This is a genomic window from Streptomyces kaniharaensis (genome assembly GCF_009569385.1).
Taxonomy (GTDB): Bacteria; Actinomycetota; Actinomycetes; order Streptomycetales; family Streptomycetaceae; genus Kitasatospora; species Kitasatospora kaniharaensis.
This window is the reverse complement of sequence record NZ_WBOF01000007.1, coordinates 1-25,455: the sequence shown is the minus strand read 5'-3', so window position 1 is coordinate 25,455 and position 25,455 is coordinate 1. Positions and strand designations below refer to the sequence as shown.

The window sequence follows — 25,455 nt, the reverse complement described above, 5'->3', positions numbered from 1 at the left end:
AGTCAGGAGACGGGGATGGGACGCAAGAAGGCGGGCAAGCCGCGCCGGTCCAGGGGGACGGTCGAGTACACGCTGCAGCAGCTGCAGCCGCCGGGCTACGACCAGTGGATGGCTCTGGCCCCCGACGCCTACGACCGGGCCATGCAGGACATGCGGCTCAGCCCGGAGACCGTCGCCATGACCCGGCGTCTGAGCCGCCTGGCCCCGCTGTACGGGACGAAGATCCCCGTCCAGGCCTTGTGGCTCGACCTCGCCGTCGATCAAGGCGTACTCCAGCTGCGCCGCCCCGATGGCAGCGTCGGTCACCTGCCAGTCGCCGAACTCGCCGCAATGATCGGCGACCAACGCGCGGCCACGGACGTGCGCAGCACTGTCCACGAGCTCCATGCCGCCGGCGGCGTCCTGGTAGAGCCCAGCAATCAGGAGGAGGTCGTGCTGCGGGTGGTCGTCGGCAAGCCGACCAAGCCGGGCGACCCGTGGCTGTTCGGTGGGGACCTGGCCAGTGCGCTGGTGCCCAAGGTCTGTATCCCGGTTGCACCGGGGAGCCTGCCGCCGGATGAGTTCGCCGCGCTGGGCTACCTGCGCGCCCACCTCGCCGAGGGCACAACCGGTACCGCTCAGGAGTACGCGTCGTTCGACGGTGTCGGCACTGAGGAGCGTGCCCAGCAGTTGTTCGACGCCGTCGCCCACCTCATCGACGCCCGCGGATGCCCGGCCTGCCCGACCGCCCACCTGTGCACGCGAGACCTCGAGACCGAGCCGACGGTGTGACAGTAGCGGCCGTAGCCCGAGGCATCCTGGTCCCGAATCCGGTCAGGCGCTCTGGCCGCGGGTAAGAAATTTCTGACCTCCTGGCATGTCCGCGGCCGAAAGTTTGCAGGTCACAGACCTGTTCGCGAGCGTCGCGCGGGTCTAGCATTCCGGGTCACAGCAGCCCCACCACACCCCCCTTGCCGGGCTGCTGATCAGTCCGGCCATGCCCCCGCGATGGCCGGTGCCTCCCACGGCCGGGACCCCGGGTTTCTCTCCCCCCCGTCCCCGCGGTCCCGGCCGGCTGCCACCGACGAGCACGCGAGGCGATCCGTCAGCAGTCGAAGCGACTTGATAGGGCAACAGGATCGGGCCTTATAGTCCGACGGTGTACTTGTGCTACGTCGATGATTCGGGCTCGGACAGGATCCGCACGCTGACCGGACTGCTGGTGCCGGCCTCCAGCTGGGGAGACCTGCTGCACTGCTGGCTGGAAGGCCGCCGAGAGGTCGAGTCGGAGTGGGGCGTGCCCAAGAACACCGAGCTGCACGCGGTAAAGCTAGTCAAGGGCCGGGGCCAGTTCTGCTCGACCCCGGAGCAAGAGGCCAGGTTCCACAAGCGGAGCCGGATCGCCGCGCACGAGATGCTGCTCAAGCGCCTGGCACGGTGCGAGAACCTGACCGTCACCACGGTGGCGTGCCGCACCAGCGTGCTCCCGGACGTCTACACCTGCTTCGTCGAGCACCTGGAGGAGTGGGCGGCTGCCCGGTACACCCACGTGATGGTGGTCCTGGACGGCAATCCGGGCCCGGCCGACACGGACGGGCTCTCCGCGCAGGAGGCGAGCGAGGCGTGGCGGCACGCAGTACGCAACGCCGCCCCCTACCGGGGCGTGCACCGTGGACTGCCGCTGGCGTCCCGCCGGGTCCTGGAAGACCCGATCATGCAGGACAGCGCCCACAGCCAGCTCATCCAGGCCGCCGACATGGTCGCGTACGCCGCCTACCACCACCTGGCCTGCGGTGACCCAGGCCTGTGGCCGAAGCTGACACCCATCGGCGCAATGTCGCGCTCCTACCGCCGCCTCGCGCCACGATGGGCCGGCGACCCCGCAGACGAAGGCATCGTGTGGAAAGACGCCCTCGGCGGCTCCTGAACCGCCCCGGAAACGCAGAAACCCCCGGGAGAACCGGGGGCCTACGAGGTGCAAGATCCCGTGGGCGCTCTCGATCGAACGCATAGGACCTTGCCCGTCCATGGTCGCGGATACGGCAAGCAATGGCAAGCTACGGCAAACAACAGCGAGGAACTGCAAGGAACAGGGACCAACCGGCTTCGGACGAGCCATCGGGACACGCCCGGTCCGCCATGCCGCTGCGCCCCGTGGCCTGGGTTATTCGCTGGCGAGAAGCTGCTGGAAGAGCGTGCAGTCCACGGCGTGCCATTCGCGGACCATGATTTCGGAGCCGTCGCGGACGACCTCGAAGTGCCATGGGTAGCAGTCGTGGCAGGGCCAGACCTCGTACGGAGTGCCGTTGTCGTCGAAGGCCGGCAGGTCGATCGAGCCGACGGGCGCGGTGTAGGCGATCTTGCGTGTGCGGGGTGGCGTCATGTGTCCCTCGCTCGGATCGGTTAGCTGTGGCTGGTGGGGCGCAGGCGATTCTGGCGGGCGGTAACGAGGGCGCGCCACCGGTCTCGGACGGCCTGGTTGCCGTCGAGCCAGTGTGCGGGGGAGGGGTGCTGGAGGGGGCGGTCGGCCATGAAGTGGGCGATGTCGGTGTAGTAGGCGTAGTCGCGGCCGCGGGTGAGCTGGTCCAGGTCGTGGATCGCGGTGTCCAGTTCGTCGTCGTTGTTGAGGACGGCGTGGTGGAAGCACACGGCGAGGGCGAGGGTGGTGCGGGCGGCGCGTACACCGGAGGCCCTGACTTCGGCGTCAAGGACGTTCGCGCGGTCGGGGAAGTCGTCGCCGCCGCTGCCAGCGTCGCGGACGAGCGCAGCGATGCGGGTGGTGAGGGCGGTGGCGCGCAGGTCGAGGCCGATGAGGAGCTGGGCGGCGAGGTCGAGGTCGTCGTCGGCGGTGTCGGGATCGGTGAAGGCGCGGACGAAGCCGAGCTGGGCCTGGCTGGTGGCGGTCTCGCCGGCGACGCCGTGCCGTTCGGCGTCGGTGCGGGCGGCCTGGTAGGCGGTGGCGGCCTGGTCCATCTGGGCGTGGACCCAGGCGAGGTCGCCGAGGACGCGGTTCTGGCGTCCGGCCCAGCCCAGGGTCTGGGCGGCCGCGTGGGCGGTGGGGAAGTCGCCGTCGAGGCGGGCGAGGTGGGCGAGGCCCCGCCGGGCGGCGGGGGCGAGGCGGGTGGTGCCGGACGCGACCTGTTGCATGCCCTGGCGGGACGCGCCGGTGCGGCCGAGGTCGCGGTGGGCCTTGGCCCGGTAGTAGAGGGCCATGTCGGTGAGGTCTTCGGGCAGCAGGCGGCTGTCGATGACGCGGGTGAGTCGGTCGGCGGTGCGGGTGCGGTGCTCGCGCTGGCGGGCGGCAAGCGTGCTGAGGGTCTCCACCAGGGCGTCGGCCGGGGTCTGCAGGACAGTGGCACCTGGCGGCCTGTCCGTGGAGGCCTGCCCGGCAGGCGCGGGCGGGGCGAGGGGCTCCCACACCGAGTCGGAGACGTACGCCCAGGCCGCGCCACCGAGCCAGCCGAGGTCGAGGCGGTGGTCGCGGGCGAGGGTCAGGCCCTGGCGCAGGCAGGCGACCAGCAGCATCCGGCTGCGGCTGGTGCTGCCAGCCCACTGGTCGCCGAGCGTGTCGAAGGCCCGGACGGCGGCGCTCGCCCAGTCCTGGTCGGACCAACGGTCGTCGGTGTGGTCGTCGGCCCGGCGGATGGTCGAGCGCACCACGGCGTGCAGGTGGTAGGGCCACAGGGCGAGCTGGTTCTCGCGGACGAAGGGCCGCTCGACCAGGCGCAGGGCGGCGGCCTGGTGGGTCATGCCCGAGGCCTTGGCAGCGAGCGGGATGTCGAAGGCGTCCAGCAGGCTCACCGCGCGCAGGACGTGCCGCTCGTCGGGGGTGAGGTCCTGCAGGGTGCGGGAGACGAGGGCGGGGAAGTCGTGGTCGAAGTCGGCCGCCTCGGGTTCGCGGGTGCGGCGGATCTCCAGGAAGCGCATCACGGCGAGGTCCAGGTACAGCGGCAGGCCGTGGGAGCGGGCAGTGATGACTCGGCGCAGGTCGTCGCCGATGAGGGGCCGGCCGTCTGCGGTGAGGCGGCGGGCGAGGTAGTCGTCGCAGTCCTCGGGGCTGAAGTCGCCGATCAGGACCTGCCGGTCGGTCGCCGGTTCCATGCCGGCCGGGGCAATGGGGACGGCCTCGCGGGCGGCGGGGATGTGGGAGGCCAGCTGCGGCCAGGCGGCGGGCCCGGTGTAGTCGAGCTGGCCCTGCAGCGCGTCGTCGGCCCACTGGAGGCGGCTTCGGCCGGTGACGATGAACAGGGCGTTCGGCATCAGCCACACCACGCGCTGGATCAGGCGCTCCAGGTCGCGGTTGGTGCGGTCCCCGGTGTCCTCGAAGGTGTCCAGCAGCACCACCGGCACGACGGCCTTCTTCGCCGGCAGCCGGTCGATCTCGTAGGCGAGCAGATGCGGGTAGAAGGAGAGCGCCTCGAGGTCCGGTTCCGCTTCCAGCAGGTCCGCGAGCCGCGGACAGCCGGCCAGTGCCCGGGCGGTGGTACGGCGCTCGCGCACCGCCCGGACGACGGCCGTAGCGACCTGCCCGACCGCGGAGCCGACCGCGCCGGGCAGCGCGAGCTCCTCGGCGGCCTTGGACAGCGCCGCCTGCACCTGGCCGGGCAGTGCCTTGGCGAAGCGGCTCACCAGCCCGGCGCGGCGCAAGTACTCCTCCAGGCTCTCGCCGGGGTGGTTGTGCTCCCAGTACCGGCCGAGCGCGAGGTCGAACGCCGGCAGGGCACGGTCCAAACCGGCGAGCGCCAGGCGCAGGGTGAGGACGAGGCGTTCGAAGTCCGTCCCGGCGGAGCGGGCGAGGTCGATGCGCACCGGCAGCAGCCGCGGTGCCTGCGGCCAGGAGGGCTCGCCCCACTGCGTGGGCCGGTGCTCGGATGCGGTGAGCGCGGCCTCCAACTTCCGCGACAAGGTGGTCTTGCCGACGCCGCCGATGCCGTGGAAGACGAGCACATTGCGCCGCGCCGTCTCCAAGTCCTGGACGTCGAAGCCGTCAGCGACCACGTGGGCCAGGTGCTCGGCGAGCGCGGCCGCGACCTGCGCCCACTGCCCTTCCCGGTTGGTGAACGCCTCCTCGGTCCCCAGACTCCGGTCGTTCGACCCGAACAGCGCCCGCAGATCCCGCCCCGCCATCGACGTCTCCCCCTCCGCACAGATCTGACCAGGCATCAACCTACGCCTTCACGAGCCTCGGGGGACCGGGGCCGACGGGTCCGTTTGGGACCTTAGGCTCCGAGCTATCAGGACACCCTGGCCTGCGCACTTTCGAGAAACGAGGCGGTTCCCCGTGCACGACCCTGAACTCCCCGACCACACCGCTGGCGGTGATGGTCCCGGCACCCCGGACAACGCCCGGGACGCTGGCGCCCTCCACCGGATCGGAGAGAAGATCGAGCAGGCCGCGGCCTGGTACACCGAGCAGATCCACACCGAACGTCGACGGCCAGCGCCCGACCCCGACCGCGTCGAACAGCTGCTGGCCGAGCGCGCCGCCAGCACCAAGGCGCTGCGCGACCTGCCGGAGATGACCGGGGAGGAACTGCAGCGGATCGAGGCCCTCTACGACGCCAAGCTCAGCGAGATCACCGGCGCGTAGGAGCACGGCGCCGGGAGCGCCACGGGCGGGATGAAGGCGAGCCGACCGGGCTGAAGCGCGGGCGGCAGCAGCGGCCAGGCGAGGCGGGTGATTGCGTCGATGTCCCGCCGGTACTGCGGCAGGGCCATACGCAGCTCGCGCTGGTGGGCGAGGAACTGGCGGGCCTCCTGCTCCGTGTAGGGCCGCACCTGCCCCGCCCGGGCGACGAGTGCGGCACCGGCCGGACCAGTCCACCGGCCGTCGACGCCGAGCGTGTTGCGGAAGACGGCGGTGCCGTCGCGCCGCACCACGCTGAGGTGGTCCACCAGGCGCTGCTCCTCGACGGCCTGGACGCACTCCAGCACCGCCGCGAGGCACCGGTCGTGTCCGGAGGTGGTGGTGAACCGGCCCGGCCGGGTGCCGCCCCGGCTGACCTCGGCGTAGCGCAGGGCGGTGCCCTGCAGGCTGTCGGCCGCGCGGACGTCCAGCACCAGCAACTCGACGCGGTACCCGGCTCGGCGCCACGCGGCGGCGTCGTCCAGGAAGGCGTTCGTGCTGCCGGGGGAGATCTCGATCACGGCGTCTGCGCACCGTTCGCGCACCAGCGCCTCGGCCCTCGCCTGCCATGCCTTGTAGTCCGTGCGGATCCGGGCGGAGGCGGTGCGCGGGTGCTCGCGCAGCAGCCGGAAGTAGTCCGGGTGGGCCGCCTTGAACATTCCGCCGGAGATCCACACCGGCCGCCGTTCCCGCAGGGCCCGGCGCACCATCGCGGTCGCCCGGGTCTTGCCAGCACCCGGTGCTCCCATCACGTACACGACGAAGGGTCGCTCCTGCGGGACGATCTCCCCGAGGTCCGGGACGATCAGGTTCTGGAAGGTCCACTCGTGTTCGTCGGCGGACAGCCGGTGGTAGTCGACGCCGGGCGGCTCGGCGATCGGCTGGGCGGTGCGCCGCACCGGCTCGGCCAGCGCGGCGGCCCGCTCCGCGTCGCGCGCCACGGCCAGCACCCGGTCGGCCGGCAGCCGGGTCTCCGCCCGCGCAAGGGCGCGCTCGGCGTGGGCCAGTGTCCGGCGGAAGGACGCGGTCTCAACCGCGTCCCACCACCTGGCCCGCTCGGCCTCCAGCGCCCGGGCCGCGCCGCGCGGCCGTGCCCACGTTCCGTCGACGAGCTCGTTGCCGTACAGGAACTCCAGGCCGCGCCGCACGACGGTGACGCGGTCGACCAGGTGCTCGGCCTCCAGCACGTCCAGGGTCCGGGCCAGCTGGCGGGCGCACTCGTCGTGGTTGGCCCACGACACCCACCGCCCGGCCCCCTCGGCGTTGCCGAGGTAGCGCTCCAGCACACCGAGCTGGCTCCAGGCCAGGGCGCATGCCACGGCGATCACCTCGATCCGGTGCCCGGCCGCCCGGTAGGCCAGCGCCTGGGCCCGGGCCTCGTGCGCGTCGGCGAGCGCGGTCTCCACCACCGCGTCCAACCGGTGGGCGCGCACGTGCTCCTCCACGGCGGCCTGCCAGCGGCGGGTGTCCGACCGTACGCCGATGCCTGCGGTGCGCACGTCCTTCGCCAACAGCGCCTCGTAGTGCTGGTGCGCGTTCTTGTAGAGGTCGGCGCCGACGCGCACCGCGCCGCCGCGCCGACCGAGGACCGGCATCAGCAGGTCGCCAAGGGAGGTCTTGCCGCTGCCGGGTGGGCCGGCCACCAGCAGTACCACCGGCTCCTCCTGCGGCACCGCACCACCGGCCCAGGTCGGAAGGATCACCCCGCTCAGGACCCGGCTGATCTCGGCCTCTGACAGGACCGCCGGGACAGCCTTCCGCTGCTCGCGCACCACCGCTCCACTCCACCCCTAATAGTTGATAGATGAGGCGGTAAGGAGTAGCAACTATCCGCCCTCTGAGGGGAAGCATAACGTCGAATACCCTTGTCGCTAAGCCGAGCCAGGTACTGGGAGGATGGATGATCCACATCAAGCTGGGCCCCCGCGCCGCAGCGAAGACCGACGACCCCCTTGGGCGCAGCCACATCGGCTGGGAACCGGGGCTGAGCGACGAGCAGACCTACGAGGCCGGCCGCGGCGCCTGGGTCCTCGGGGCCAAGGCCGACCGGGAGCGCTACCTGCTGCTCGCCGCCGACGGCGTCGTCCGCCAGGCTGTCGAGATCGACCGGCTCGTCCAGGTCACCGGCAGCCGGCGGGCTGTGGAAGGCACCGTCCTTCCCGCTGGCCACCCTGTCCACGACGCCTACGTTGGTAAGCCCTCTCCCATCCCGGCGTCCGTGCGCAACCCCGTCACTTACATCGACTCCGCCCACGACGTGAAGGTCTGCGCGTGCGGCTGCGGCGAAACCACCACCACCGGCTGGTTCGTCCCCGGCCACGACCAGAAGGCCCTCCACGAACGGGTCGCCCGGATCGGCACGGTCCACGAGTTCATCCAGTGGTTCGACCGCACCCACCCCGGCGCTCACTACGACGCCCAAGCCCTGGCAGCCGACATGACCAACGCGCTCAACCAGCCGCCGACCCAGTAGCCAGCCCCTCGCTCTGCCCATGTTGTTGGTGACCCGGTTGCCCTCCCGCCTCGCCGGGACGGGGCTGCAACCACAACGACGTTGCGGACGGCAGCAGACAGGTGGTTGGGCGCGGCGCGCTCCGCTACCGCACCCTGGCCAGCGCCCGGGCGGCGCTGGACCCGCCGAACTTGTGGGGGGCTCCTCCCCCCACACCCCCCACCAGCCCTGCGCGGGCTGGACATGCGCTGCCGCCTGCCCTAAACGCGCTCGCATGCTCGCGCGTTTACCGCTCGGGCCTTGACGGCCCTCCCTGGGCAGTTGCCCCGGATTACGTGGCTGGTGTCCGTCCCCTGTCGGGGCAACCTGCCGCCCAGCCTGCCCGACACCTGCTACGACCTGCCCGCCTCCGAGCGGTAGACCACGTCACCACCCACCTGACGAACACCGTGCTGCCCACCCTCACCCCCTCGAACGAAACGAGGACCGGAGCCACCTGTGACCAGTACCGAAGTACTGGCAACAGCAGCAGCGCGAGCTGCGTTGTGACCTCCGCCGACCGAGGCCAGCAGGCCTGCCTCGGTGCTTGGCACGGGCGGAGGTAGCGGCACAGGTAGCCAGCCCGCCGGAGACCACCGCCAGCTCACCTGTGCCGAGCTGGGGCCTACGGCCCGAGCGGCGCCAGGTGACCGTGGCATGCGTGGGCGGAGCCAGGTACAGAGGCGCGCCTTTTACTACAGAAGAGGACACATGCCCTGACCTGCGGTTTTGTCGTTGCTAACGTCTGGTTTTCCAGCCGTTAGGGCCAGAAAACCAGACGTTACGACAGGGGCCAGCGGGCGAATGCGGTCCGACACATCGCAAGAAGACTGCGTTTTCTCCGCCATGTCCTGTAGGTTCTTGCCGCTAAGGTCGGGTTTTTCGGAGCTAACGTCTGAAAAAGCAGCCCTTAGGAACCTGATGGCGGACCGGTCGTTGGACCGGTCGCCGGACCGCAACGGCATGGTGAGGAGCTGCGATGGCTCGCAGGGGCAACATCGCCCTGGTGAACCTGGACACGGGAGCGGTACTGCCCGCGCCGAAGGCGCGGACGCCGCACACCATGGACGGCTCCTACACCCTCAACGCCTACACCGACGATGCGCCGCTGTACTCGCTGGCGCTGTCCGGGGCGGAGTGGGCGACGATCGACTGGGTGCGCTCCAACGGTGGCGCCGGGGCGGCGGTGAAGGTGACCGCGGTGGCCGTCGCGCAGGACATCCACGCGACGGAGACGACTGCCAAGACTGCGCTTGCCCGCCTTGTGAAGCTGAACATCCTGCTCAAGACGAGCCCGCGCAGCCAGACCTACCAGCTCAACCCGCGCCGGTTCTGGGAAGGCAGCGGCGACGCCCAGGTGCAGGCGTGCAGGAGACTGGATCCGCCGCCCATCACGCCGGATGCCAAGGCGATCGCCGCGGCGACGAAGGCCGCCGAGAAGGCCGCCGCCAAGGCGCCCGGACCGCGCCGCACCGCCAAGAGCACGACGAACGGAGGCACCCGATGAGCGCCGCCACCCACAGCCACCATGGCGGATTCGACCCGGACAGCCTCGGCATGCCGCCCGTCTACACGCTCAACCTCTCCGCCAGCCAGCGCAGCGTCCTTGAATGGCTCACCAGCCACGGCGCCGTGCTCGACCCGATCACCGCCGACGTCGAGGAGATCGCCCACGACTGCGGTACCTCCACCTCCACCGTGTACGAGGCGCTGTCTCGGTTGGAGACGCTCCGCCTGGTCGATCATCCGGACCCCGGCAGCTACCGGGTCAACCCGCGCTACTTCTTCGCCTCCAACCCCGAGATCCGCCGCCTTGTCGCCGAGGCGCTGGAGGCCCCCGAGATCGCTCTCGACGCCCGGGCCGAAGGCCCTCGAAAGGTCGGCAACGTCGACGCACGACGCCGGCGCACAATTAAGGCCGTGCCCGACCAGGAGTAAGCGGCGCCCGTCTGGGGGGCTGTTACCACGGGGCCAAAGCGCTACCACCGGTGATAGCACTTTGGCCCACCCCGCACCGTCCGGGCTGCGAGACTGGTGAACATGACCGACCGACGCAGCCTCTCGCTGCCCGCCTTCTCCGACCCCGCCGCCGACGCGCCCCTACCCGCCCAGTCCGGTGTGCGCCGGCTGCCGGTCGAGCAGGGCGCCGACTTCCGCCGGCCGCCCGGCGAGACCGTGGCCGTGCCTGTCCCGGCCCGCCGCCCGCTCGCGGCCGGCGGCCTGACATTCTCGGACCCGGATCGGCAGATCTGAGCGGCCCTGGCCGTCCCGCCGCAGGCTTCTGACCTGCGGCGGCAGCTGGCCGCCTTGCGCGGACGACAGCAGAACCGGGCGTCGCTGCGGGCGGGCGGTCATCCGTAGCGGCTTGAAGCAGAACGCGCACTGGCGCACTCGCCCGGGCATGTCTTCACGGTGCGTCGTCCGTCCTGCCAGGGTCTCAGGAGACGGCGGACGCGATGGAGCCGGTGCCTGCGGCGACCGCGGCGATCGTTGCGAACCCGAGGCTCACGATGAGGAGCCGTCCGGATACAGGTAGTTTTTCGAGCGCGTCCGCCAGCTTGGCCAGGCTGCTGAAGTCGATCGCTTGTCCCGATTGCGCCTGTACCGGGGTTAGTGGACGGCCGTCCGCGCCCACTGCTGGGGTCTGCATGTTCTTCAACTGGTCCTTCGCCGTCTCCACGGCCTGCGCGAGTTTCTGCTCACGGTTGGCCCAGATGATGGCGAGCAGGAGACAGGAGCCTGACGCGACCAGGCAGAACACCACGACGACGACGACGACGGCCGAGGCGGGTGTGGAGGCGGCTGCGGTGATCATCTCGGGTCCAGCCTGTCGTAGGCCACGGGCCTGGGGATCTTGCGGATGAAGACGCGGGTGCCGTCGATCTCTAGAGGGTAGGTGGACTCGTCTACCTCGGGTGGTACGAAGAACGTCACTTCGTCCAGGTCCTCGTCGAAGTCCCAGGTCAGCAGGGCACCTACGCTCATGCGCTCACGGGCGAAGGCATCGATCTGCTCTCGGGAACCCATCACCGCAGTCTTGCACCCACCTGCTGCAGTTGGTAGTTGATGTCTTGAATAACGCTATAAATACCCGGATTCCCGCCCACGATGTGGCCAATCAGTTCGCCCTGCTTGTTGTAGACAGGGGCCCCAGAGTCGCCCGGCGCCGAGATGGCGTATGCGGTCATCATCGCGTTGTCCCAGTCGCCATATCCTGGCCCGAGGGGGTTTGCGAAGGGTTTTCCCGCGGTGAGGATGGCTGCCCACTGCCCTGTTGTTACCGCGCCGTATGCGGTGACCTGGTCCCACCGATGACCGGTTCCGAGCACGGAAGGGTGGGGTGTCCCCCTCAAGGTGTCCGGTGTCATGGGGTCTAGCTCGATCAAGGCGACGTCGGCGGTTACTTGGCCGGCGGGGGTGATCCCGTAGTGCTTCGTTGAGGCGACGCTGCCCAGCTTCTGGGCGCTGGTGTCGTAGGCGGAGGCGCCCACGGTAGGAGCCGCATGCCCGGCGGTCAGGAGGGCCCGAGGGATCTGGAGGGTTTGGACGCGTACGCCGAAAGTCCCTGGCCCTACACCGCAGCGTGCCTCGTCGCTGGGGGCGACCTGCGGCACCGGCGCGGGTACGGCGATCACGGACAGATCCCATACGCCCGTGGTGCTGGCGATGTCAGCGTAGATGAGTTCAAGTAGCCCATCGACGGCGTCATTCGGTTCGGGGTTCCCCAGTACCGAGCCGTTCCTGATCCTCATGACCGGTTGATCGATACACACAACCACCGCCGGTACTACCCCCGTGCCGGTGTTGGTGAGCGTCAGCGCGAGCACCGACCGACCGTGGATTTCCGCGTGACGCGGCACCTTGGCTTCGACCTGCGCCAAGCGGGCTAACACCGCTGGATAGGAGTCCTCCAGCACGGCCGTCACAGTCGGGCCGATCGGCTCGTCGTGAGGATCGGACCGTTCTCCGCCTGAGTAGTCGGTCATGCATCCAGGCTCCGTCCGGTGCGGCGATCCCGCGACTGCGGTCAGCCCACGGTCGGCTGACCGTTGCGCGATTGGCCGGTTCGATCCTCGAGGAGCTGGCCGACTGTTCGCCGGGCTGGGACGGGGCTGTCCCAGCCCTGTCCTACCCGCGTCTCAGGGTGTCCGTTTCGGGCGTTTTGCTGGGACGGTCCTAGGACTGTCCTACCCTGTCTCGCCAGGTGAGAGTGCTTCGCGGGGGTGCTGGGACATGGTTGGGACATCGTGGCGGCTACCGGTCGGGTGCGGCGTCCTCGATGGCGGCGAGCAGGCGGGCGTGGACGGCGCCAGCGGCGTCGCGGGTGGCCGGGTCCGGGTCTTCGAGCTGCGGGGCGATCAGCTCGGCGGCCGCGGCGAGGACCGGCACCGGGACGGTCGCGGTGCGCAGGTGCAGGAGCTGGGCGGCCGCTTTCTCGCCGGGCGTGGCCTTGGCGCGGGCGTCGGGGATCAGGGCGCTGATGCCGCGGGGCAGGGGCTGGGTGCTGGTCACCCGGCTCATTCTCCCGCCTGGCGGGCGGTGGTGATCACCACGGCCGGTCGTCCGGCGGTCCGGTGGGAAGGGTGCCGTGGTGGTGGCGGGCGACGGCCTCGATCAGCGCCTGGCGGGCCTGGCGCCAGCGGACGTCCTCGGTGCGGCCGGCGTCGGCGGCCCACCCGGGCAGCGGCCGGTCCTGCGCGGCTGCGGTGAGCCGGCGGCCGAGGTCGCCGATCGCGTGCTGCCAGTGGTCGAGCTGTCCGAGCAGGCCGCGCACCAGCTCGTCGACGGCGCCGGCCGGGTCGGCCCCGAAGGATCGCGCCTCGATGGCGGCCTCGGCGAGGACGTCCTCGTCCAGGCCCTCGAAGGCGTCCCGCCACGGCTCGGCCCGCTGCTCGAACTCCTCCAACAGGGTGCGCAGCGTGGCGTCGACGGCGGCCGGTGACCACGGGGGCGGGGTGCGGGGCGCGCGGACGGTGTCGGCCAGGACCCGGTCGGCGCCGGGGCCGAGCGCGCGGCGGGCCCGGCCGGGCCGCGCTCCGGTGCTGCTGGGGTTCACCGGCCGGGTGCGGCGGCGCGGCCGGCGGCGACCGCTTCGTCCATCACCTGGGCGAGGTGGGGCAGCTCGCGCTCGTACCGGGTCAGTGCGGTGCCCGGCATGGCCAGGGCGAGGGCGGCGACGGCGGCCAGGGCGATCCGCTCCCCGCGGGTGAGCTCGGGGACGGTCTCCAGGTTGGTCGCGCCGAGCAGCACGCTGCCGTCCAGGCGGTAGCGCAGTTCGGCGGTGAGGTCGTTGTCGTTACCGGGGATGATCTCGCGGGTGCAGGTCTGCTCGATCGCCTCGGCGGTCAGCTCCAGCACCCGCCCGTGCACCTCGACTGGCTGCCGGCGGGCCAGCTCCCGCACCCAGGCCGCCGCCCGCTCACCCGCGGCGGCGGCCAGCTGCAGCCCGGCGCGCTCCTCCTCGGTCAGCTCCTCCCCGGGCGGCGCGGGCTTGGGCCCGGCGTCGGGCGAGGAGGGGATCGGCAGCCGGGGCAGCGGGGAGGTCGTCACACCGGTGCAACCCCGCAGCGTCCGGACGGTCACGGGTGCAGCAAGGCTGCCCTTGCTGCACCCGGGCGTGCTGCTGCTCTTCGTGTAGCAAGGCGACCCTTGCTACACGCTGCTGCTGCGACTGCGACCGGCCGAGCAGCCGCCGGGCTGCGACTGCGACGGCCCGCGCAGCGGGGGCGCTGCGACTGCGACCGGCAGCGCAAACGCCGGCTGCGCAACCGACCGCCGGGCTGCGACGCTGCGATGCGCGATGCGGCCACCCGCGCAGCGGCTGCGCATGGTCGGTGAGTTTGCTGTGCAGCGGGTGCGACGGAAACTCCCCGCCGCAGGTGGGAGGCGGTGCGACCGGGGTTGCAGGCGGGCCGCCGCAGGCCTCGACCGCCCGGCCGGCCGGGCCTCGGGGATGCGCATGCGCAAGGGCGGTGGCCGGGGGTTGCGCAGGACCATGCGCATGCGCATGCGGGCTGGATGGGCATGCGCACGGGGACAACCCGGCGGTTGCGCGGGACAACCCGGGACAAGGGGCCGCCGGGTAGCAGGACAAGGGGGCGAGCGGCTACGGCCGGTGACGGGACAACATGCAGCGCTGCTGCACCGTGCAGCGGGACAACATGCAGCACTGGCGCAGCAGCAGCCCGCCCGGCCGCTGCTGCGCCGGCGGTGCAGCGCTGCGGGCTGCTGGACCGGATGCAGCGGCGGGTTGTCCCGCTGCTTCGGTGGCAAGCCGAAGAACGCGGGACCGTCGACTATTGAGCCGGATACTCTCTGCTTCGTGGTGACTACGGATGGGGAAGGGCGGGCGGAGTCCGCGGCCTGTGGCGGGTGTGGGGCGACAATCACGACGAAGGGGCGCGGAAGACCGAGGGAGTACTGCAGTCAGGCCTGCAAGTCGCGTACAGCTCGCCAGCGCAGCGCCGAGGCGCACCAGGCCCAGGTCGCCGCAGCGGCCTCCGAACACCGCCGTGGCGAACATTCTGTCGGCCTGCCTGATTCGGCGGGCTGGTGTCTGGTGTGTGGGGCGAAGCTGCGGAAGCCAGGAGCGGGGCAGCGGCCGGACTACTGCTCGCGCTCCTGCTCGTCGAAGGCGTACCGAAGCCGTCGCGCCGCTGCCGTCGAGCAGCAGCTCGCCGCCGCTCGTGTGGCGGTGCAGCCTGCTGCCGACCGGGATGGACCGCTGGGGGAGATCCTGCGGCTGGCCGCCGCCGTCCACGGCACCGCCGTGCAGTTCGTCGACGCCCTCGACGCGGGCCTCGACCCGGCGGTCACGGCCGAGCACTTCACCGCCGCGCTGTCCGCCCTGCACCGGGACCTACTGCACCAGGCCGCTCTCACCACCGGCCGGAGAGCTGCCATCCCCGCCCAGCGTGCCCGGCCGACCGCGCTCACTCCGCCGCTCACCCTGACCCTCGGCGGCTGCGAGCCCGTCCTCGACCTGGCCCTGGGATGGCAGCTTTCCGGCCGTGCCGCAGACACCAGCGCCTACTGGATCCTCGACCACGGCCACATCGTGGGATGGGTCGAGCGGAGTCCTGCCGGAGGCTGGCACGCCGTCAGCGACGGAGCCCTCCTCGATGCCGACGAGCGCACCCGTCCCGGCCCCTGGCGCGACCACGTCCTCGCCGGGCTGCGCCTGGTCCCCGAGCACACATAGCCGTCTGGGCGCGACGGAATGTCGGCCCGCGCTGAAATCCCGGCTCCGGCCGGTCTGCCGGGCGCCCGCGCTTTGCGGCTCGCGGGCTGTAATCGGCTGGGTGTGGGTGGCCGTCAAGGTTACGATCCCGACCGTGAATGACGACCCGGGCCGTAATTCGGTCACCGCTGCTGACGTGCTGTTCGACGTGCTGCCGGAGAAGCCGGCTGCGCCGGTGTGCGTACGGCCAGGCTGCGGGGAGCCGGCGCCGGTCGCCGAATCCGGCCGGGGCCGGCCCACCCTCTACTGTTCCCGCTCCTGCAAGTCGAAGATGGCTCGCGCCAAGGCCGCAGCCAAGGCCGCCGCCAAGGCGGCGGGCCGGGTGGTCCCGGGGCAGTCGGTATCCGCACCGGAGGGCGCCCGGGCCGTGATTCTGGGCCACGTCGCCGATCTGGAGAGCACCGCTCACGCGTTCCTCGCGGCGGTGGACACCGACCCGGTGGCCGCGTACGAGAAGTTCTACGAGCAGTCCCTTCGGCTGGGTGCCCGGCTGCGGGAGGCGGCGGCCGACGCGCGGGACGAGGTCCGCTGGCCCGGCCTGGACGGGGATGAGCGAGAGCTGCGCCGGGCCGAGGAGGACCTGATGCGCTCGGATGTCCTGGCCCGCGTCTCCCCCCAGGTCCTGGCTTCTGCGGCCCGGGCCGCAAATGCGCCCGTGGCCGAGGCCGCCACCAAGCCCGGAGAAACGGCCCGGGCCGCAAACGTTGACGTCGTGCCCGGTTCCGGCGCACCCGTCATCGCGGCCCGGGCCGAAATCCGCACCGGCGCGGCCGTGCCCGCTCCGGCCATGCCGGCGAACGAGCGGGCGGAGGACTTCGAGGCGCTGCGCCGCGCCGCGTGCACCGACCCGGTCGTCCGGTTCGGCGAGCCGGACCGCCTGGACGACCTGGACCTGACATTCGGTGAGGACTGGCTCCTGGCCTCCTGGGACGACCCGCAGGCCAAGGACGTCCACCAGCTGCTCCACCGGGGCCGGCCGGTCGGCTGGACCGCACCGCTGCCGGACGGCCCGTGGGGAGCGGCCGGACACATCGCCGCCGAGCACCAGGGCGAGCAGGCCGCCCGCATCCTGACCGACAGCGCCAGCGGGGCCCGCACCCACCGCACCACCGGCGAAGCCCTGGACGCCCTGCTGCGCTCCCACGCCGAGCGCGAGCGCACACCCCGGGTGCCGACCCTGACCCTGGGCCCGGCCACCGGCCGGAGGAATCCCACCGACCGGGGCCTGGGCACACCGGAGCGCTCCTACGCCCTCGGCGACGGCCTGGTCCACCTCACCTGGCCGACCGCCCCAACCGTCCAAGCCCTCGAGCAGCGGGGCCGCCTGGCCGGCTGGACCGAGGTCTACGACAACGACGGCTCCTGGATCGTCCTCATCAACGGCCACCCCGTCGCCGACGCCGCCGACAACCTCCCCCTGCTCTCCACCAACCCCGACGACGCCCTCACCCTGCTGCGCCTGGCCCTGGAACGGGACCTCGGCAGCATTCCGCCCGGCTGGGTGCTCCCCCGCCCCGTGGGGTGATCCCGGGCACGGACAAACCGGGAGGACAAGGCCCTTGACCGGGGCAAACCGGGCGGGTCAAGGGGGTTGGTCAAGGGGTGCGGTCAGACCGCGGACAAGGGGGTGCCGTGCAAGGTCGGCGGCATCCGGGTGCTCGCCCGGGTGCCGGAGCCGGCTACCGCGCCCGCACCGGCCTCCTGCTGACGGAAGGCCACCGATGACCACCACCTCGCCCGCCGCACCCGACCCGGACGACGGGGACCAGGCCGCCGACCACCACCAGGTGGACCGGGCGGCGAAGGCCTCGCCGGACGGGGGCAAGGGGCCCGGCGCCGCCTCCGTCGGCACCTCCGCCGGCACCTCCACGCCCCTGTCGGTGGCCTGGCCCGTTTCCGCAGGCCAGCGGCCCCGGTCAAGGGGTCGAGGTCGTGGCGACAACCCTCTTCCCCCTGCTGCTGAGGTGCGGTGGAAGAGCGGATCGACGGAACCGGTCAGGAAGGGGGTCATGGTGTCGCTCGCCCTGTTCCAACGCGCCACCGGGCGGGAGCTGTGGCATCTGGTCCTGCCCAGGCAGCGCAACGATCGGGCGACCCGCGACGCCCTGGGCGACCTTCAGGCCGCGGGGAGGGTGCGCGAGGAGCTGCGCCTGCCGGACAACCGCAAGCTCTGGTGCCTGACCGCGGCCGGCCGCCGTGAGGCCGCCGGACTGCTCCCGGCCGGGGCGAAGCTGTCCGCGCTGCGCCCCGAGCGGGACGGCCCGGGCACGGCGTTCTCCGAGCACGCCCTGGACGTCGTCGCCACCGCCGGCCTTCTCGCCCGCGCGGGCATCGGGTATCTGGAGGCGTTCTCCACCGAGGTCGAGCACGCGATCCCGCACCGCCGCTCGCTGTTCACCGACCTGGTGCTGCGCGACCCCGGCGCTAAGGTGCCGGTGCTCTTGGTCGAGGTCGACCGCGAGAACGAGGGCGTCGGCACGCTCGTGGAGAAGCTCACCTCGTACCGGGCCTGGTGCGAGCTCCCGGCGAAGGCCGCGGCCAAGGCGGCCTTCGAGGCCTCGCTGCGCCGGGCCGGGACCCGCACGCACGGCCTGCGGCTGTGGCCCACCGTCTACCCGCCGACCGGCCGCGAGGGCCTGCCGCCCGTCGCCCTGGTCTTCGAGGCGGGCCGCAAGCGCACCCGCCCCGGCACCAAGCCGCTCACTCCGGAGCAGAAGAAGGAGAAGGAGAAGGCCGACCACCTACGGCTGCTGCGCCGCATCCAGGCCGTGGAGGCCGCCTCCGAAGACGCCTGGTACGCGCCGCCGTACCGCGGCGACAACATCACCGCCCGCAACTACCACCATGCGCTGCCGGTCGTGGCGACCACCCTGCCGCTGCTGTGCCGCTTCGGCGCCGGCGCCCCGTGGCATCGGTTCGGCCGGGACGGCTGGTACACCCTCACCAACGCGCTCGACAACCCGGACGGCGACGAGCTGCTGCGCGCGGAGCAGGCCGCCGCCGACCAGGCCCGCCAGGAACGGGAGCAGGAACGGCAGAAGGCGGAGCGCGCGCGCCGCCGTCCGGCCTGCACCCGATGCAAGGCGCCGTTCTCGGACGAGCGGTGGGCCGAGCGCGAGCGGGCCGCCTGGGGCGACGACGGGCTGTGCGCCGGCTGCCGCCAGGCCGCCGCCGACCGGAAGGCCCGGGAGGAGGCCGAGCGCGAGCGGGCCGCCGCCCAAGCCGCGGCCGCCGAGGCGAAGCGGCGCGGCTCCTGGTGGCGCCGCTCCTGACCCCGGCGCGCCCCTGCTGACCTGCGCCGGGGAGTTTCGGCACCCCTGCTGACCTGCGCTGGGGAGTTTCGCCCCGGGGCCGGTGAGTTTCGCCTCGGGCGGTGGTGAGTTTCGCCCCGGGGCGCTGGTGAGTTCCGGGCGCCGACCGGTGAGTTTCGGGTGTCGGCGCAGGTCAGCAGCCGGTAAGAACAGTCGCAGCTGGGCCGTCCGGGTGGCGGCCAGGTTCGGCGGGACGGCGGGGCGGGCAGAGCCTGCGGCATGACGACACCCTCGACCAAGCGCCCCCGCCGGCCGCGCCGTCCGGCCGCGCCCACCGTCCCCGCGCCCGCTGCTCCGGTCCGCGCTGCCAGGCCGTCGGCCCCGGCCCGGCCCGGCGGCGGGTGTTGCCGGACCTGGTCGAGCGAGCACCTCACCCCGGGCGGGATGGTCGTGAAGACCACCTGGCACGAGCCCGCCTGCCGGACCTGGTGCCGGCCGTGACCGCCGTCGCGCCGGGCACCGGCGCCCCGTTCGCCCCCGGGGCCACGGTGGTGCGCCGCGACATCCACCTCGGCAAGGTGTGGTCCGCCCAGCCCCACCGGGCGATCTCCGACACCGGCACCCTGCTCGAACTCGGCTACTGGCCGGGGATCAGCGCACTCGCCCCGACCACCTGGACCACGGCGCTGCGCACCGGCGACGACACCTCCCGCAAGAACGGCCTGGCCAACCTCGCGGCCGGCACCTGGGAACTGGAGCCGTGGGCCTGGCAGCACACCGTCCTACGCTCCCGCTTCGAGGAGGGCCAGTGGTTCTCCCTGCACCACTTCCAGACCCCGGCGGGCGAGCCGCTGCGCCTGTACGTGAACTTCGAGCGCCCGGCGGTCCGGACCCGGATCGGGATCGACACCTTGGACCTGCTCGTCGACCTGGTGGTCGAGCCCGACCTGTCCGCGGCGACGTGGAAGGACGAGGACGAGTACGCGCACGGCCGCCGCCTCGGCTTCATCACCGACGCGGATCACCGAGCTGTCGAGCAGGCCCGCGAGCGCGCCCTCGGCCTCCTCCAGGACCGCGCTGGCCCGTTCGCCGGGCCGTGGCCCGCGTGGACGCCGGACCCGGTTTGGCCGGTGCCCGAATTGCCTGGCGGAGCTGACCAGGCCGATCCGGGCTGACTCGCCGGGGTCGGATCAGGCTGTGCCCCTGTGGCCAGTTGGCGGTTGGGCGTGGTGGTGAGGCCTAGGGGATGTACTCGTCCTCGCCGGTGCCGTAGTCGTTGGCCCAGTCAAGGTCGTCGGGGGCCTTCCAGGTCTTCCGAAACGACTGGAACTGCTGATTCCTCTCCTTGCGCAGGGCTTCCTCCTCGACCCTGTCGTGGAGCTGCGACGACTGCCAGGACGGACGGTAGGGAGTGCCGTCGCCGTGAGTGCGAGCGATGCGCGCGAGGGCCCGGGCGCTGAGGCTGGGGTGGTCAGCCAGTCGTTGGTACGCGGCCATCCACTCCTTCCTGCGCGGCGGGGGTACGGCGCAGGCGGCGAGGAACGCTTCGAGGAGCTGTCGGCTGGGCAGACGGGGCCTCTTACGAGGGTCGAGGAGGCGGTCGAGGGTGGTGTGCGGGAGGTGGCCTGGTGGGGCGTCGGCCTCCAGGACACGGCTGGAGGGGCGGCCAGCCTGCAGGTGGACGTAGCGCATTGCGGTGCGCAAGTCGGTGAGGCTGAAGATCGCGCCAGGGGTGATGCGTCGGGGAAGGTTGCGCTCGGCGGCCCAGGCAGTGGCGCGGGCGGCCTCGCGGCGCAGCCGCAGAGCTGTGTTGGCGTCGTGGCCGCAAGCCTTGGCGAACGCGATGGTGACCTCCTTCGTGGGGACGGTCACCCCGGCGGCCGCTCGTTGGAATGTGGCCACGGAGTAGCCGTTGCTATCCGGGTGCTCGACGATTTGGCGGTAGCTCAGGCGGGCGTCGGCGCGCAGCTTCCGAAGGTGGTGGGCCAGCCGGCGCAGCTCGACGAAGGCGTCGGCCGCGATGGGCTTCTCGGGTCGTCCCATGGCCGTGCTCAGCCCACCGTCGGTGCCGCCGTACGAGAGCGCCGACGGCCCGACAGCAGGCTGACGGCGAGGTCCACCAGCTTCACGGCGGCGGGCGGCACGGCCAGAACCGCCACCACGCGCTCGACCGGGATGCCGAGGACCACGATGATGGCTGCGGCGAGCAGGACGACCACCACCAGCACCAGGCGGCGCGGCGCACCGGCCAGGATCCCGCGAGCGCGGTCCCAGAGGTTGACACAGGACAGGCGGACAGAACTGGGCTTGGACATGCGGAAGGAACTCCTGTCGAAGAGGGAAGAGAGATCTGAAGAGCCGCCAGGGACGTCGTCCCACCTTCGGATCGGCGGGCGCCGAGTGCCTCCTTGCGGCCAGGCCACCCTCTCGCGAAGACGCCCGGCCGCGCCAATATGTTGGCGGGATTGATTCAGATCCGCCTACGTACGTTCCACTCGATGTCCGCGCTCAGGGCTGCTCTCTGTGCACTCTGAACTGGCACGATGGTGTGCATAGTCGCCAGATCTGCCCCAGCTGACCGTGGGCTCTGAAGGGCTCCACCTGGCTACAGCTCCGTCCACCCGCACGCCCGCCCGCTGCTGCTGAGCGGGTGCCAGACCGGTGCGGACGGTCCGCGCTGGACCAGGTCCTCGAGGCGGGCGGCGCCGGCCGGGACGGCGGCCAGCATCTCGGCGACGGCCGGGTTCTCCTCGGCGGCCAGCCGCAGGTCCGCCACCGCGCCGCGCACCCGGGCGGCCGCCGTGCCGACCAGGACCACCAGCAGCCGCGGGAAGGAGCGCCAGCGCCGCTCCCACGCCCGGCCCCGGTCGTCCGGGCCGGCCTGCTCCCACACCCGGGCGCAGGCCGCCAGCTGCGCCGCGGTCTCCTCGGCGCCGGCGCCGGGGCGGTGGCGTTCGACGAACGCCCGCAGCCGGTGCCGCTCGTCGCCTTGGCCTGCGGTGTAGGCGAGGTGTGCGGCGGGCCGGTACACCTCGGCGCCGCCAGCGGGCAGCTCCGGGTGGGGGAGGAGGTCGAGCGGGCCGCAGGCCTCGCCGCGCTCCCGGGCGTCGGTGACGAAGGCGGCGTGGATCCGGCCGACGTCGAGCAGGTGCTCGCGCCCGTGCCGCACCGCCGGCTTCTCCGAGCCCGGCACCGGCGCGGCCGGGCGCAGGGCCTCGGGGAAGGTGGCGGTCACGGCGGAGCCGGCCGCGGTGAGGTGCCAGGCCTTCGCCCGGCCGGCCTGCGGCAGGGTCACGAACTCGGCTAGGCCCTCGGCCTGGAGCCGGGCCATGCGCTTCTGGGTCTGCTTGATCCCGGCGGTGCCGCCGTGGAGCTGGTGGAGCTGCTCGGCGGTCGCCAGGGTGAAGCGGTGGAGCGTCACCAGGACGTCGTGGTCGGTCTCCAGATCCCCGTGCACGAATGTGCTCCCTCATTCCGAGGCGCGGGCATCTCCCGCGCTCGGAGAATGGAACCCCATGAAACTCACCGGATTTCTTACCATCAAGGTTGGTTGTTCATAACGATTTGATAACTCCCGCTATCAAGGTATCCCGCGTTCTCACCGGTCCGAAATGCGGTCCGTAATCCCGTCCGCCAACCAGTCCCTACCTCGGAGCCCTCGTTGCCTCGATCGGCACGTCTCTGACCTGCTGGGATGGCCATCAAGGTGCCCTGGTGAGTTTCCTTGGTGGCCTATCAAGGAAACTCACCAATACCTTGGTGGCCCTGGTGAGTTTGCTGGACTGCTTCCGTTGCCCCTGCCGTTTCCCCCTTCGCTGCCCCTACCGTCCCTCCCGCGCCGGATGCGGGAGAACGGGCAGGTCAGTGCCCGAATCCGGGCCGCCGCCGCATTCTGACAACCCTCTTCTCCCGTCTTTCTGCTTTTGGTTTTTGGTTTGTGGTTGTGGCGTTGTCGGTTGGTCGGTTCGGGTTGTTGCACCTGCGGTGGGCCTTTCTTCTTCTCGCGTCCGGCTGGTGCCGGCCGCTCGCTGCTGGGGGGTGGCGGTGGGGGCCGGATCGGGGTGCTGGGAGAGGGTGCGGCGCGCGGGCCCGGAATGGGCTTGGCGGCTGTCAGGAACGCCGGATATCCCTCAGAGGCAGCAGCCCGACACGACCACCGGGAGACGCCCGTGAGCACCCGTCAGAGCCCCGCCCTGCCCGACGACAACGACGACCAGGCCGACGCCGTCGAACCACCGCAGCCGTCCCGGCCGGGCCGGACCGCGTACCGGCGCGGCGCCGCCAACCCGAACAGCTCGACCAACGCCATGCGCTCCGACGTCCTCGGCGCGCTCGGCGTCCTCAAGGTCGCCACCGCCGGCCAGCTCCAGCGACTGCTGCGCCCGGGGGCGGCGTCGAACACCGTGATCCGGCAGGCGTTGCGCGATCTCGCCCTGCACGGCCTGGTCGCCTCCGACGGCAACACCAGGGCGCGGCACAAGACCTGGCGGCTGGAGGGCACGGCCGGACTGGAGGCGGCCGGGCAGGTGCTCGGCCTGCCCCGCTCCGACATGGGCGGAACGGCCCGGGGTGCCGGGCGTTCCGGTGCCCAGCACGCGATGGCGGTCAACGAGACGATCGCCGCGTTCGTCCTCGGAGGCACGGCCCCGGACACCCCGGGTGGGGTGGGCACCGTGACCGACTGGGCGACCGAGGTGGAGTTCACGCTGCCGGGCGGGAAGCGCAAGGTGCGCCCAGACGCGGTGCTCCAGGCCCCGGAGATCGGGGTGCCGGTGCTGATGGTCGAGGTCGACCGCTCCACCATGGCGCCGGAGCGGGTCGCCGCGAAGTTCACCGCCTACCGCGAGCTGTTCCGCACCAAGGTCCGCGACAACGACCCGGCCCTCGCCGACCAAGAGCCGGCCGACCGCACGGTGCACTGGTGGCGCCGAACCTGGCCCGGCCACACCCGGCCCGGGTACCCGCCGGTCGCCCTGGTCGTCACCGACGCCGGACCGGTGGCCCTGGCCAACCGGCAGCAGGCCGTCGCGGACCTGTCCGCCGACTGCTGGCTCGGCCGGTGGTGCAAGGTGGTCCGCGACTACAACGACGACGGCTGGCGCGAGTACGACGACGCGGTGCCCATCATCGCCACCACCCTGGAGGCCCTGGCCGAGCACGGACCACTCGGACCCATCTGGTGGCGCTACGGCCGCGACGGACGGCACTGTCTGATCGACGCGCTGGACAACCCGAACAACCGCGCCGCCTACGACCAGCGCCAGGCCGCCCGGGAGAAGAAGGCCAAGCAGGACCACCGCGAGCTGATGCAGACCCTCGCCTGCGCCGACTGCGGCAACGTCCCCAAGGAGGAGAGCACCTGGGTGCATGGCAGCCGCCAGTGGACCCGGCGCCCGGGTGGCCGTTGCTGGCCCTGCCACCAGGAACACACGGAGCGCCTGGAACGGGAGGCCGAAGAACAGCTGGAAGCCGCCCGGGCAGCGAACGCTGCGTTGCGTCCGTGCTGGACGTGCCGGGGCTCGATCGGTGGCAAGGAGGGCTCGAAGTCGGAGCTGCGGGAGAAGGCCGGCCCCGACCGGCTGGAGTGCCCGCAGTGCGCACGGGACCGCGCCGAGAAGAACCTGGGCCCGCTGGTGCTGCCCGCCCCGACCAAGCGCGAGCAGGTCGCCGCGCTGGTGTCCGCTCCGGAGGATCCGTGGTGGGAGGACCGGGTGCTGCACGCGAAGCTCTACCCGGTGAGGGGTCGCCGGGTGTGACCTGTTGGCCATGGTGGGCGTGGAATGGCCCTACAGGCCGGGTTGTCTGGACCTTTGGTTGGTCCTGTTGGGGGCGGTCGGTGGGTGGTGGGTGGTGGCTGGCTTGGTGACTGTGTGTGGTGGTGGGTGGGGTCGGGGTGCTGTCGGGGGTGCTGTCGGCCCGCTTGGCCGGTTGGTGGGTGTTTCGCCGGTGATTCGGGCGTGAATTCCGCACAGCTGTTTTTGTTGATTGGTTTTCCGGCGGTTGCCTGAATTCGGGTTGGAATTGTGGGGTGCGGGGGTGGTGGCGGGGGTTGGTGTTCGGTTTGGTGGGGCCAGGCTGCCCGTGCCCGCCGGCGGGTAGCTGCCGTCCGGGCCGCGCCCGTCCGGGCTGGGCCTCGCGCTGTGCCCGCCGCTCGGGGGCGGGTCCTGCTGCGCCGCCGCCGTCCCGGCCGTCGTTCGGGGCTGTGGGGGTTGTGGGGTTGTGTCATTGAGGTGCTGTTTTCCCTGGTGGCTGGGCGTTCTGTGGGCCTGTGGGGCCTGTAGGGCGGCCGTTGCGGTCGTCGTCCGCCTCGGCTCGTTGCGGCCGCCGTTCGGGTCTGCACCGCCGTCCCTGGTGGTTGGGCCGTGCCTGTGCCCGCCTCGCTGGGCCGCCGTTCGGCACCAGGTGGGCACCTCTCGTCGTTCTGGTCGTTGACCGTGGCATGGATGAGGACGAGTGGGACGAGTACCTGGACCCCGACGACGACCGGCCGCTCCCGCGCTGCATCGAGTGCGGGCGGAACTGGGGGCACGCCGCAGGGTGTGACATCGCCCGGCAGGAGGCCAGCGACTGGCCACTATGAGCTCCCGAGGCTGACCCGGTCGTCCTGGCCGGCCGTCGTCCTGGCTGGGTGGCTGGGTGGCCGTCAGGCCGCCCTGGAGGTTGTTCTGGTGGCTCTGGTGGTGGTTTGGGGAGGCCGTTGCGGGGTCGGCTGGTGGTGGGTGGGTGCTGTCGCGTTGCCTGTCGCGTCCTGCTGTCGTGTGGGGGGCTGTCGCGTGTTGTGACGTGGGCGGATACCCCTCAACCCGTGTGTGTGGTGGGGGCGCGACAGGTGGGTGCGACAGGGTGCCGGCGGGTCCGCGGCTGCTGC

26 protein-coding genes are annotated in these 25,455 nt (G+C 72.0%); 14 read left to right on the top strand and 12 right to left on the bottom strand.

The window, feature by feature from the left end; genetic code table 11:
• Positions 1-15 precede the first annotated feature (15 nt).
• Together F7Q99_RS38255 and F7Q99_RS38250 are read left to right on the top strand one after the other, a co-directional pair.
• The gene (locus F7Q99_RS38255) at positions 16-771 is read left to right on the top strand and encodes a hypothetical protein (protein ID WP_153471606.1); all 756 of its coding nucleotides are present in this window, start codon (positions 16-18) and stop codon (positions 769-771) included.
• Positions 772-1,138: 367 nt separating this feature from the next.
• Positions 1,139-1,906 (top strand): DUF3800 domain-containing protein, encoded by a 768-nt coding sequence (locus F7Q99_RS38250; protein WP_326847571.1) that lies wholly within the window; start codon positions 1,139-1,141, stop codon positions 1,904-1,906.
• A 237-nt stretch (positions 1,907-2,143) separates the two neighbouring features.
• Here the strand turns inward: F7Q99_RS38250 and F7Q99_RS38245 are convergent, their stop codons facing one another.
• Complete coding sequence (locus F7Q99_RS38245) at positions 2,144-2,362, bottom strand: hypothetical protein (RefSeq protein ID WP_153471603.1); 219 nt, start codon at positions 2,360-2,362, stop codon at positions 2,144-2,146.
• A gap of 20 nt (positions 2,363-2,382) precedes the next feature.
• Positions 2,383-5,106: an ATP/GTP-binding protein gene (locus F7Q99_RS38240; protein WP_153471600.1), complete on the bottom strand. Its 2,724-nt coding sequence runs from the start codon at positions 5,104-5,106 to the stop codon at positions 2,383-2,385.
• A gap of 154 nt (positions 5,107-5,260) precedes the next feature.
• Between F7Q99_RS38240 and F7Q99_RS38235 the strand changes: the two genes are divergently transcribed.
• Complete coding sequence (locus F7Q99_RS38235) at positions 5,261-5,569, top strand: hypothetical protein (protein WP_153471597.1); 309 nt, start codon at positions 5,261-5,263, stop codon at positions 5,567-5,569.
• Here the strand turns inward: F7Q99_RS38235 and F7Q99_RS38230 are convergent.
• Entirely contained in the window at positions 5,533-7,377 is a 1,845-nt protein-coding gene (locus tag F7Q99_RS38230; protein WP_326847570.1) for a zeta toxin family protein, read from the bottom strand. The two genes, F7Q99_RS38235 and F7Q99_RS38230, sit on opposite strands and share 37 nt — an antisense overlap.
• Positions 7,378-7,505: 128 nt before the next feature.
• Between F7Q99_RS38230 and F7Q99_RS38225 the strand changes: the two genes are divergently transcribed.
• The 4 genes from F7Q99_RS38225 to F7Q99_RS38210 all read left to right on the top strand — a co-directional run bounded on the left by F7Q99_RS38225 (position 7,506) and on the right by F7Q99_RS38210 (position 10,349).
• Positions 7,506-8,078 carry a hypothetical protein gene (locus F7Q99_RS38225; protein WP_195911424.1) on the top strand — a complete coding sequence of 191 codons (573 nt, stop codon included), beginning with the start codon at positions 7,506-7,508 and terminating at the stop codon, positions 8,076-8,078.
• Between the two features lie 997 nt (positions 8,079-9,075).
• Entirely contained in the window at positions 9,076-9,603 is a 528-nt protein-coding gene (locus F7Q99_RS38220) for a MarR family transcriptional regulator (RefSeq protein ID WP_195911423.1), read from the top strand.
• Entirely contained in the window at positions 9,600-10,034 is a 435-nt protein-coding gene (locus F7Q99_RS38215) for a helix-turn-helix domain-containing protein (protein WP_153471593.1), read from the top strand. Before F7Q99_RS38220 ends, F7Q99_RS38215 begins: the two co-directional genes overlap by 4 nt.
• A gap of 102 nt (positions 10,035-10,136) precedes the next feature.
• A complete protein-coding gene (locus F7Q99_RS38210) occupies positions 10,137-10,349 on the top strand; it encodes a hypothetical protein (protein WP_153471590.1) in 213 nt (70 codons plus the stop codon).
• A gap of 184 nt (positions 10,350-10,533) precedes the next feature.
• On the opposite strand, the gene F7Q99_RS38205 is transcribed toward F7Q99_RS38210, so the two are convergent.
• The 6 genes from F7Q99_RS38205 to F7Q99_RS38180 form a co-directional block, all read right to left on the bottom strand.
• Complete coding sequence (locus F7Q99_RS38205; protein WP_153471587.1) at positions 10,534-10,911, bottom strand: hypothetical protein; 378 nt, start codon at positions 10,909-10,911, stop codon at positions 10,534-10,536.
• Positions 10,908-11,081, bottom strand: a complete 174-nt coding sequence (locus tag F7Q99_RS38200) for a hypothetical protein (protein ID WP_153471584.1) — start codon at positions 11,079-11,081, stop codon at positions 10,908-10,910. Before F7Q99_RS38200 ends, F7Q99_RS38205 begins: the two co-directional genes overlap by 4 nt.
• 41 nt (positions 11,082-11,122) lie before the next feature.
• Positions 11,123-12,082 carry a trypsin-like peptidase domain-containing protein gene (locus F7Q99_RS38195; protein WP_153471581.1) on the bottom strand — a complete coding sequence of 320 codons (960 nt, stop codon included), beginning with the start codon at positions 12,080-12,082 and terminating at the stop codon, positions 11,123-11,125.
• 268 nt (positions 12,083-12,350) lie between these two features.
• Positions 12,351-12,608, bottom strand: a complete 258-nt coding sequence (locus tag F7Q99_RS38190; RefSeq protein WP_153471578.1) for a hypothetical protein — start codon at positions 12,606-12,608, stop codon at positions 12,351-12,353.
• Positions 12,609-12,642: 34 nt separating this feature from the next.
• Positions 12,643-13,152 (bottom strand): hypothetical protein, encoded by a 510-nt coding sequence (locus tag F7Q99_RS38185; protein WP_153471575.1) that lies wholly within the window; start codon positions 13,150-13,152, stop codon positions 12,643-12,645.
• Positions 13,149-13,646 carry a hypothetical protein gene (locus F7Q99_RS38180; protein ID WP_153471572.1) on the bottom strand — a complete coding sequence of 166 codons (498 nt, stop codon included), beginning with the start codon at positions 13,644-13,646 and terminating at the stop codon, positions 13,149-13,151. The genes F7Q99_RS38185 and F7Q99_RS38180 overlap by 4 nt, the downstream gene beginning before the upstream one ends.
• A 1,009-nt stretch (positions 13,647-14,655) precedes the next feature.
• On the opposite strand from F7Q99_RS38180, the gene F7Q99_RS38175 reads away from it, so the two are divergent.
• From F7Q99_RS38175 to F7Q99_RS38160, 5 genes are all read left to right on the top strand, one after another.
• On the top strand, positions 14,656-15,297 hold the full coding sequence (locus F7Q99_RS38175) for a hypothetical protein (protein WP_153471569.1): 642 nt from the start codon (positions 14,656-14,658) through the stop codon (positions 15,295-15,297).
• 133 nt (positions 15,298-15,430) lie between these two features.
• Positions 15,431-16,861, top strand: coding sequence for a hypothetical protein (locus F7Q99_RS38170; RefSeq protein ID WP_153471566.1), 1,431 nt, complete (start codon positions 15,431-15,433; stop codon positions 16,859-16,861).
• 196 nt (positions 16,862-17,057) lie between these two features.
• On the top strand, positions 17,058-18,608 hold the full coding sequence (locus F7Q99_RS40680) for a replication-relaxation family protein (RefSeq protein WP_195911422.1): 1,551 nt from the start codon (positions 17,058-17,060) through the stop codon (positions 18,606-18,608).
• A gap of 258 nt (positions 18,609-18,866) precedes the next feature.
• Positions 18,867-19,088: a hypothetical protein gene (locus F7Q99_RS40675; protein WP_195911427.1), complete on the top strand. Its 222-nt coding sequence runs from the start codon at positions 18,867-18,869 to the stop codon at positions 19,086-19,088.
• A complete protein-coding gene (locus tag F7Q99_RS38160) occupies positions 19,085-19,762 on the top strand; it encodes a DUF402 domain-containing protein (protein ID WP_326847569.1) in 678 nt (225 codons plus the stop codon). The genes F7Q99_RS40675 and F7Q99_RS38160 overlap by 4 nt, the downstream gene beginning before the upstream one ends.
• 64 nt (positions 19,763-19,826) lie before the next feature.
• On the opposite strand, the gene F7Q99_RS38155 is transcribed toward F7Q99_RS38160, so the two are convergent.
• From F7Q99_RS38155 to F7Q99_RS38145, 3 genes are all read right to left on the bottom strand, one after another.
• Entirely contained in the window at positions 19,827-20,630 is an 804-nt protein-coding gene (locus tag F7Q99_RS38155; protein WP_153471563.1) for a helix-turn-helix domain-containing protein, read from the bottom strand.
• An 8-nt stretch (positions 20,631-20,638) separates the two neighbouring features.
• A complete protein-coding gene (locus F7Q99_RS38150; RefSeq protein WP_153471560.1) occupies positions 20,639-20,902 on the bottom strand; it encodes a hypothetical protein in 264 nt (87 codons plus the stop codon).
• 290 nt (positions 20,903-21,192) lie between these two features.
• Positions 21,193-22,044, bottom strand: coding sequence for a replication-relaxation family protein (locus F7Q99_RS38145; RefSeq protein ID WP_153471557.1), 852 nt, complete (start codon positions 22,042-22,044; stop codon positions 21,193-21,195).
• Positions 22,045-22,756: 712 nt separating this feature from the next.
• Here F7Q99_RS38145 and F7Q99_RS38140 point away from each other — a divergent pair.
• Both F7Q99_RS38140 and F7Q99_RS38135 read left to right on the top strand, forming a co-directional pair.
• A complete protein-coding gene (locus F7Q99_RS38140; protein ID WP_195911421.1) occupies positions 22,757-24,343 on the top strand; it encodes a replication-relaxation family protein in 1,587 nt (528 codons plus the stop codon).
• Between the two features lie 683 nt (positions 24,344-25,026).
• On the top strand, positions 25,027-25,167 hold the full coding sequence (locus tag F7Q99_RS38135; RefSeq protein WP_153471551.1) for a hypothetical protein: 141 nt from the start codon (positions 25,027-25,029) through the stop codon (positions 25,165-25,167).
• Positions 25,168-25,455 lie beyond the last annotated feature (288 nt).

Bases quoted from the DNA above. Each gene is read 5' to 3' on its own strand.
- F7Q99_RS38200 (WP_153471584.1), bottom strand. From the start codon at position 11,081: ATGAGCGTAGGTGCCCTGCTGACCTGGGACTTCGACGAGGACCTGGAC.
- F7Q99_RS38225 (WP_195911424.1), top strand. From the start codon at position 7,506: ATGATCCACATCAAGCTGGGCCCCCGCGCCGCAGCGAAGACCGACGAC.
- F7Q99_RS38210 (WP_153471590.1), top strand. From the start codon at position 10,137: ATGACCGACCGACGCAGCCTCTCGCTGCCCGCCTTCTCCGACCCCGCC.
- F7Q99_RS38255 (WP_153471606.1), top strand. From the start codon at position 16: ATGGGACGCAAGAAGGCGGGCAAGCCGCGCCGGTCCAGGGGGACGGTC.
- F7Q99_RS38240 (WP_153471600.1), bottom strand. From the start codon at position 5,106: ATGGCGGGGCGGGATCTGCGGGCGCTGTTCGGGTCGAACGACCGGAGT.
- F7Q99_RS38195 (WP_153471581.1), bottom strand. From the start codon at position 12,082: ATGACCGACTACTCAGGCGGAGAACGGTCCGATCCTCACGACGAGCCG.
- F7Q99_RS38245 (WP_153471603.1), bottom strand. From the start codon at position 2,362: ATGACGCCACCCCGCACACGCAAGATCGCCTACACCGCGCCCGTCGGC.
- F7Q99_RS38135 (WP_153471551.1), top strand. From the start codon at position 25,027: ATGGATGAGGACGAGTGGGACGAGTACCTGGACCCCGACGACGACCGG.
- F7Q99_RS38220 (WP_195911423.1), top strand. From the start codon at position 9,076: ATGGCTCGCAGGGGCAACATCGCCCTGGTGAACCTGGACACGGGAGCG.
- F7Q99_RS38150 (WP_153471560.1), bottom strand. From the start codon at position 20,902: ATGTCCAAGCCCAGTTCTGTCCGCCTGTCCTGTGTCAACCTCTGGGAC.
- F7Q99_RS40675 (WP_195911427.1), top strand. From the start codon at position 18,867: ATGACGACACCCTCGACCAAGCGCCCCCGCCGGCCGCGCCGTCCGGCC.
- F7Q99_RS40680 (WP_195911422.1), top strand. From the start codon at position 17,058: ATGACCACCACCTCGCCCGCCGCACCCGACCCGGACGACGGGGACCAG.
- F7Q99_RS38205 (WP_153471587.1), bottom strand. From the start codon at position 10,911: ATGATCACCGCAGCCGCCTCCACACCCGCCTCGGCCGTCGTCGTCGTC.
- F7Q99_RS38215 (WP_153471593.1), top strand. From the start codon at position 9,600: ATGAGCGCCGCCACCCACAGCCACCATGGCGGATTCGACCCGGACAGC.
- F7Q99_RS38155 (WP_153471563.1), bottom strand. From the start codon at position 20,630: ATGGGACGACCCGAGAAGCCCATCGCGGCCGACGCCTTCGTCGAGCTG.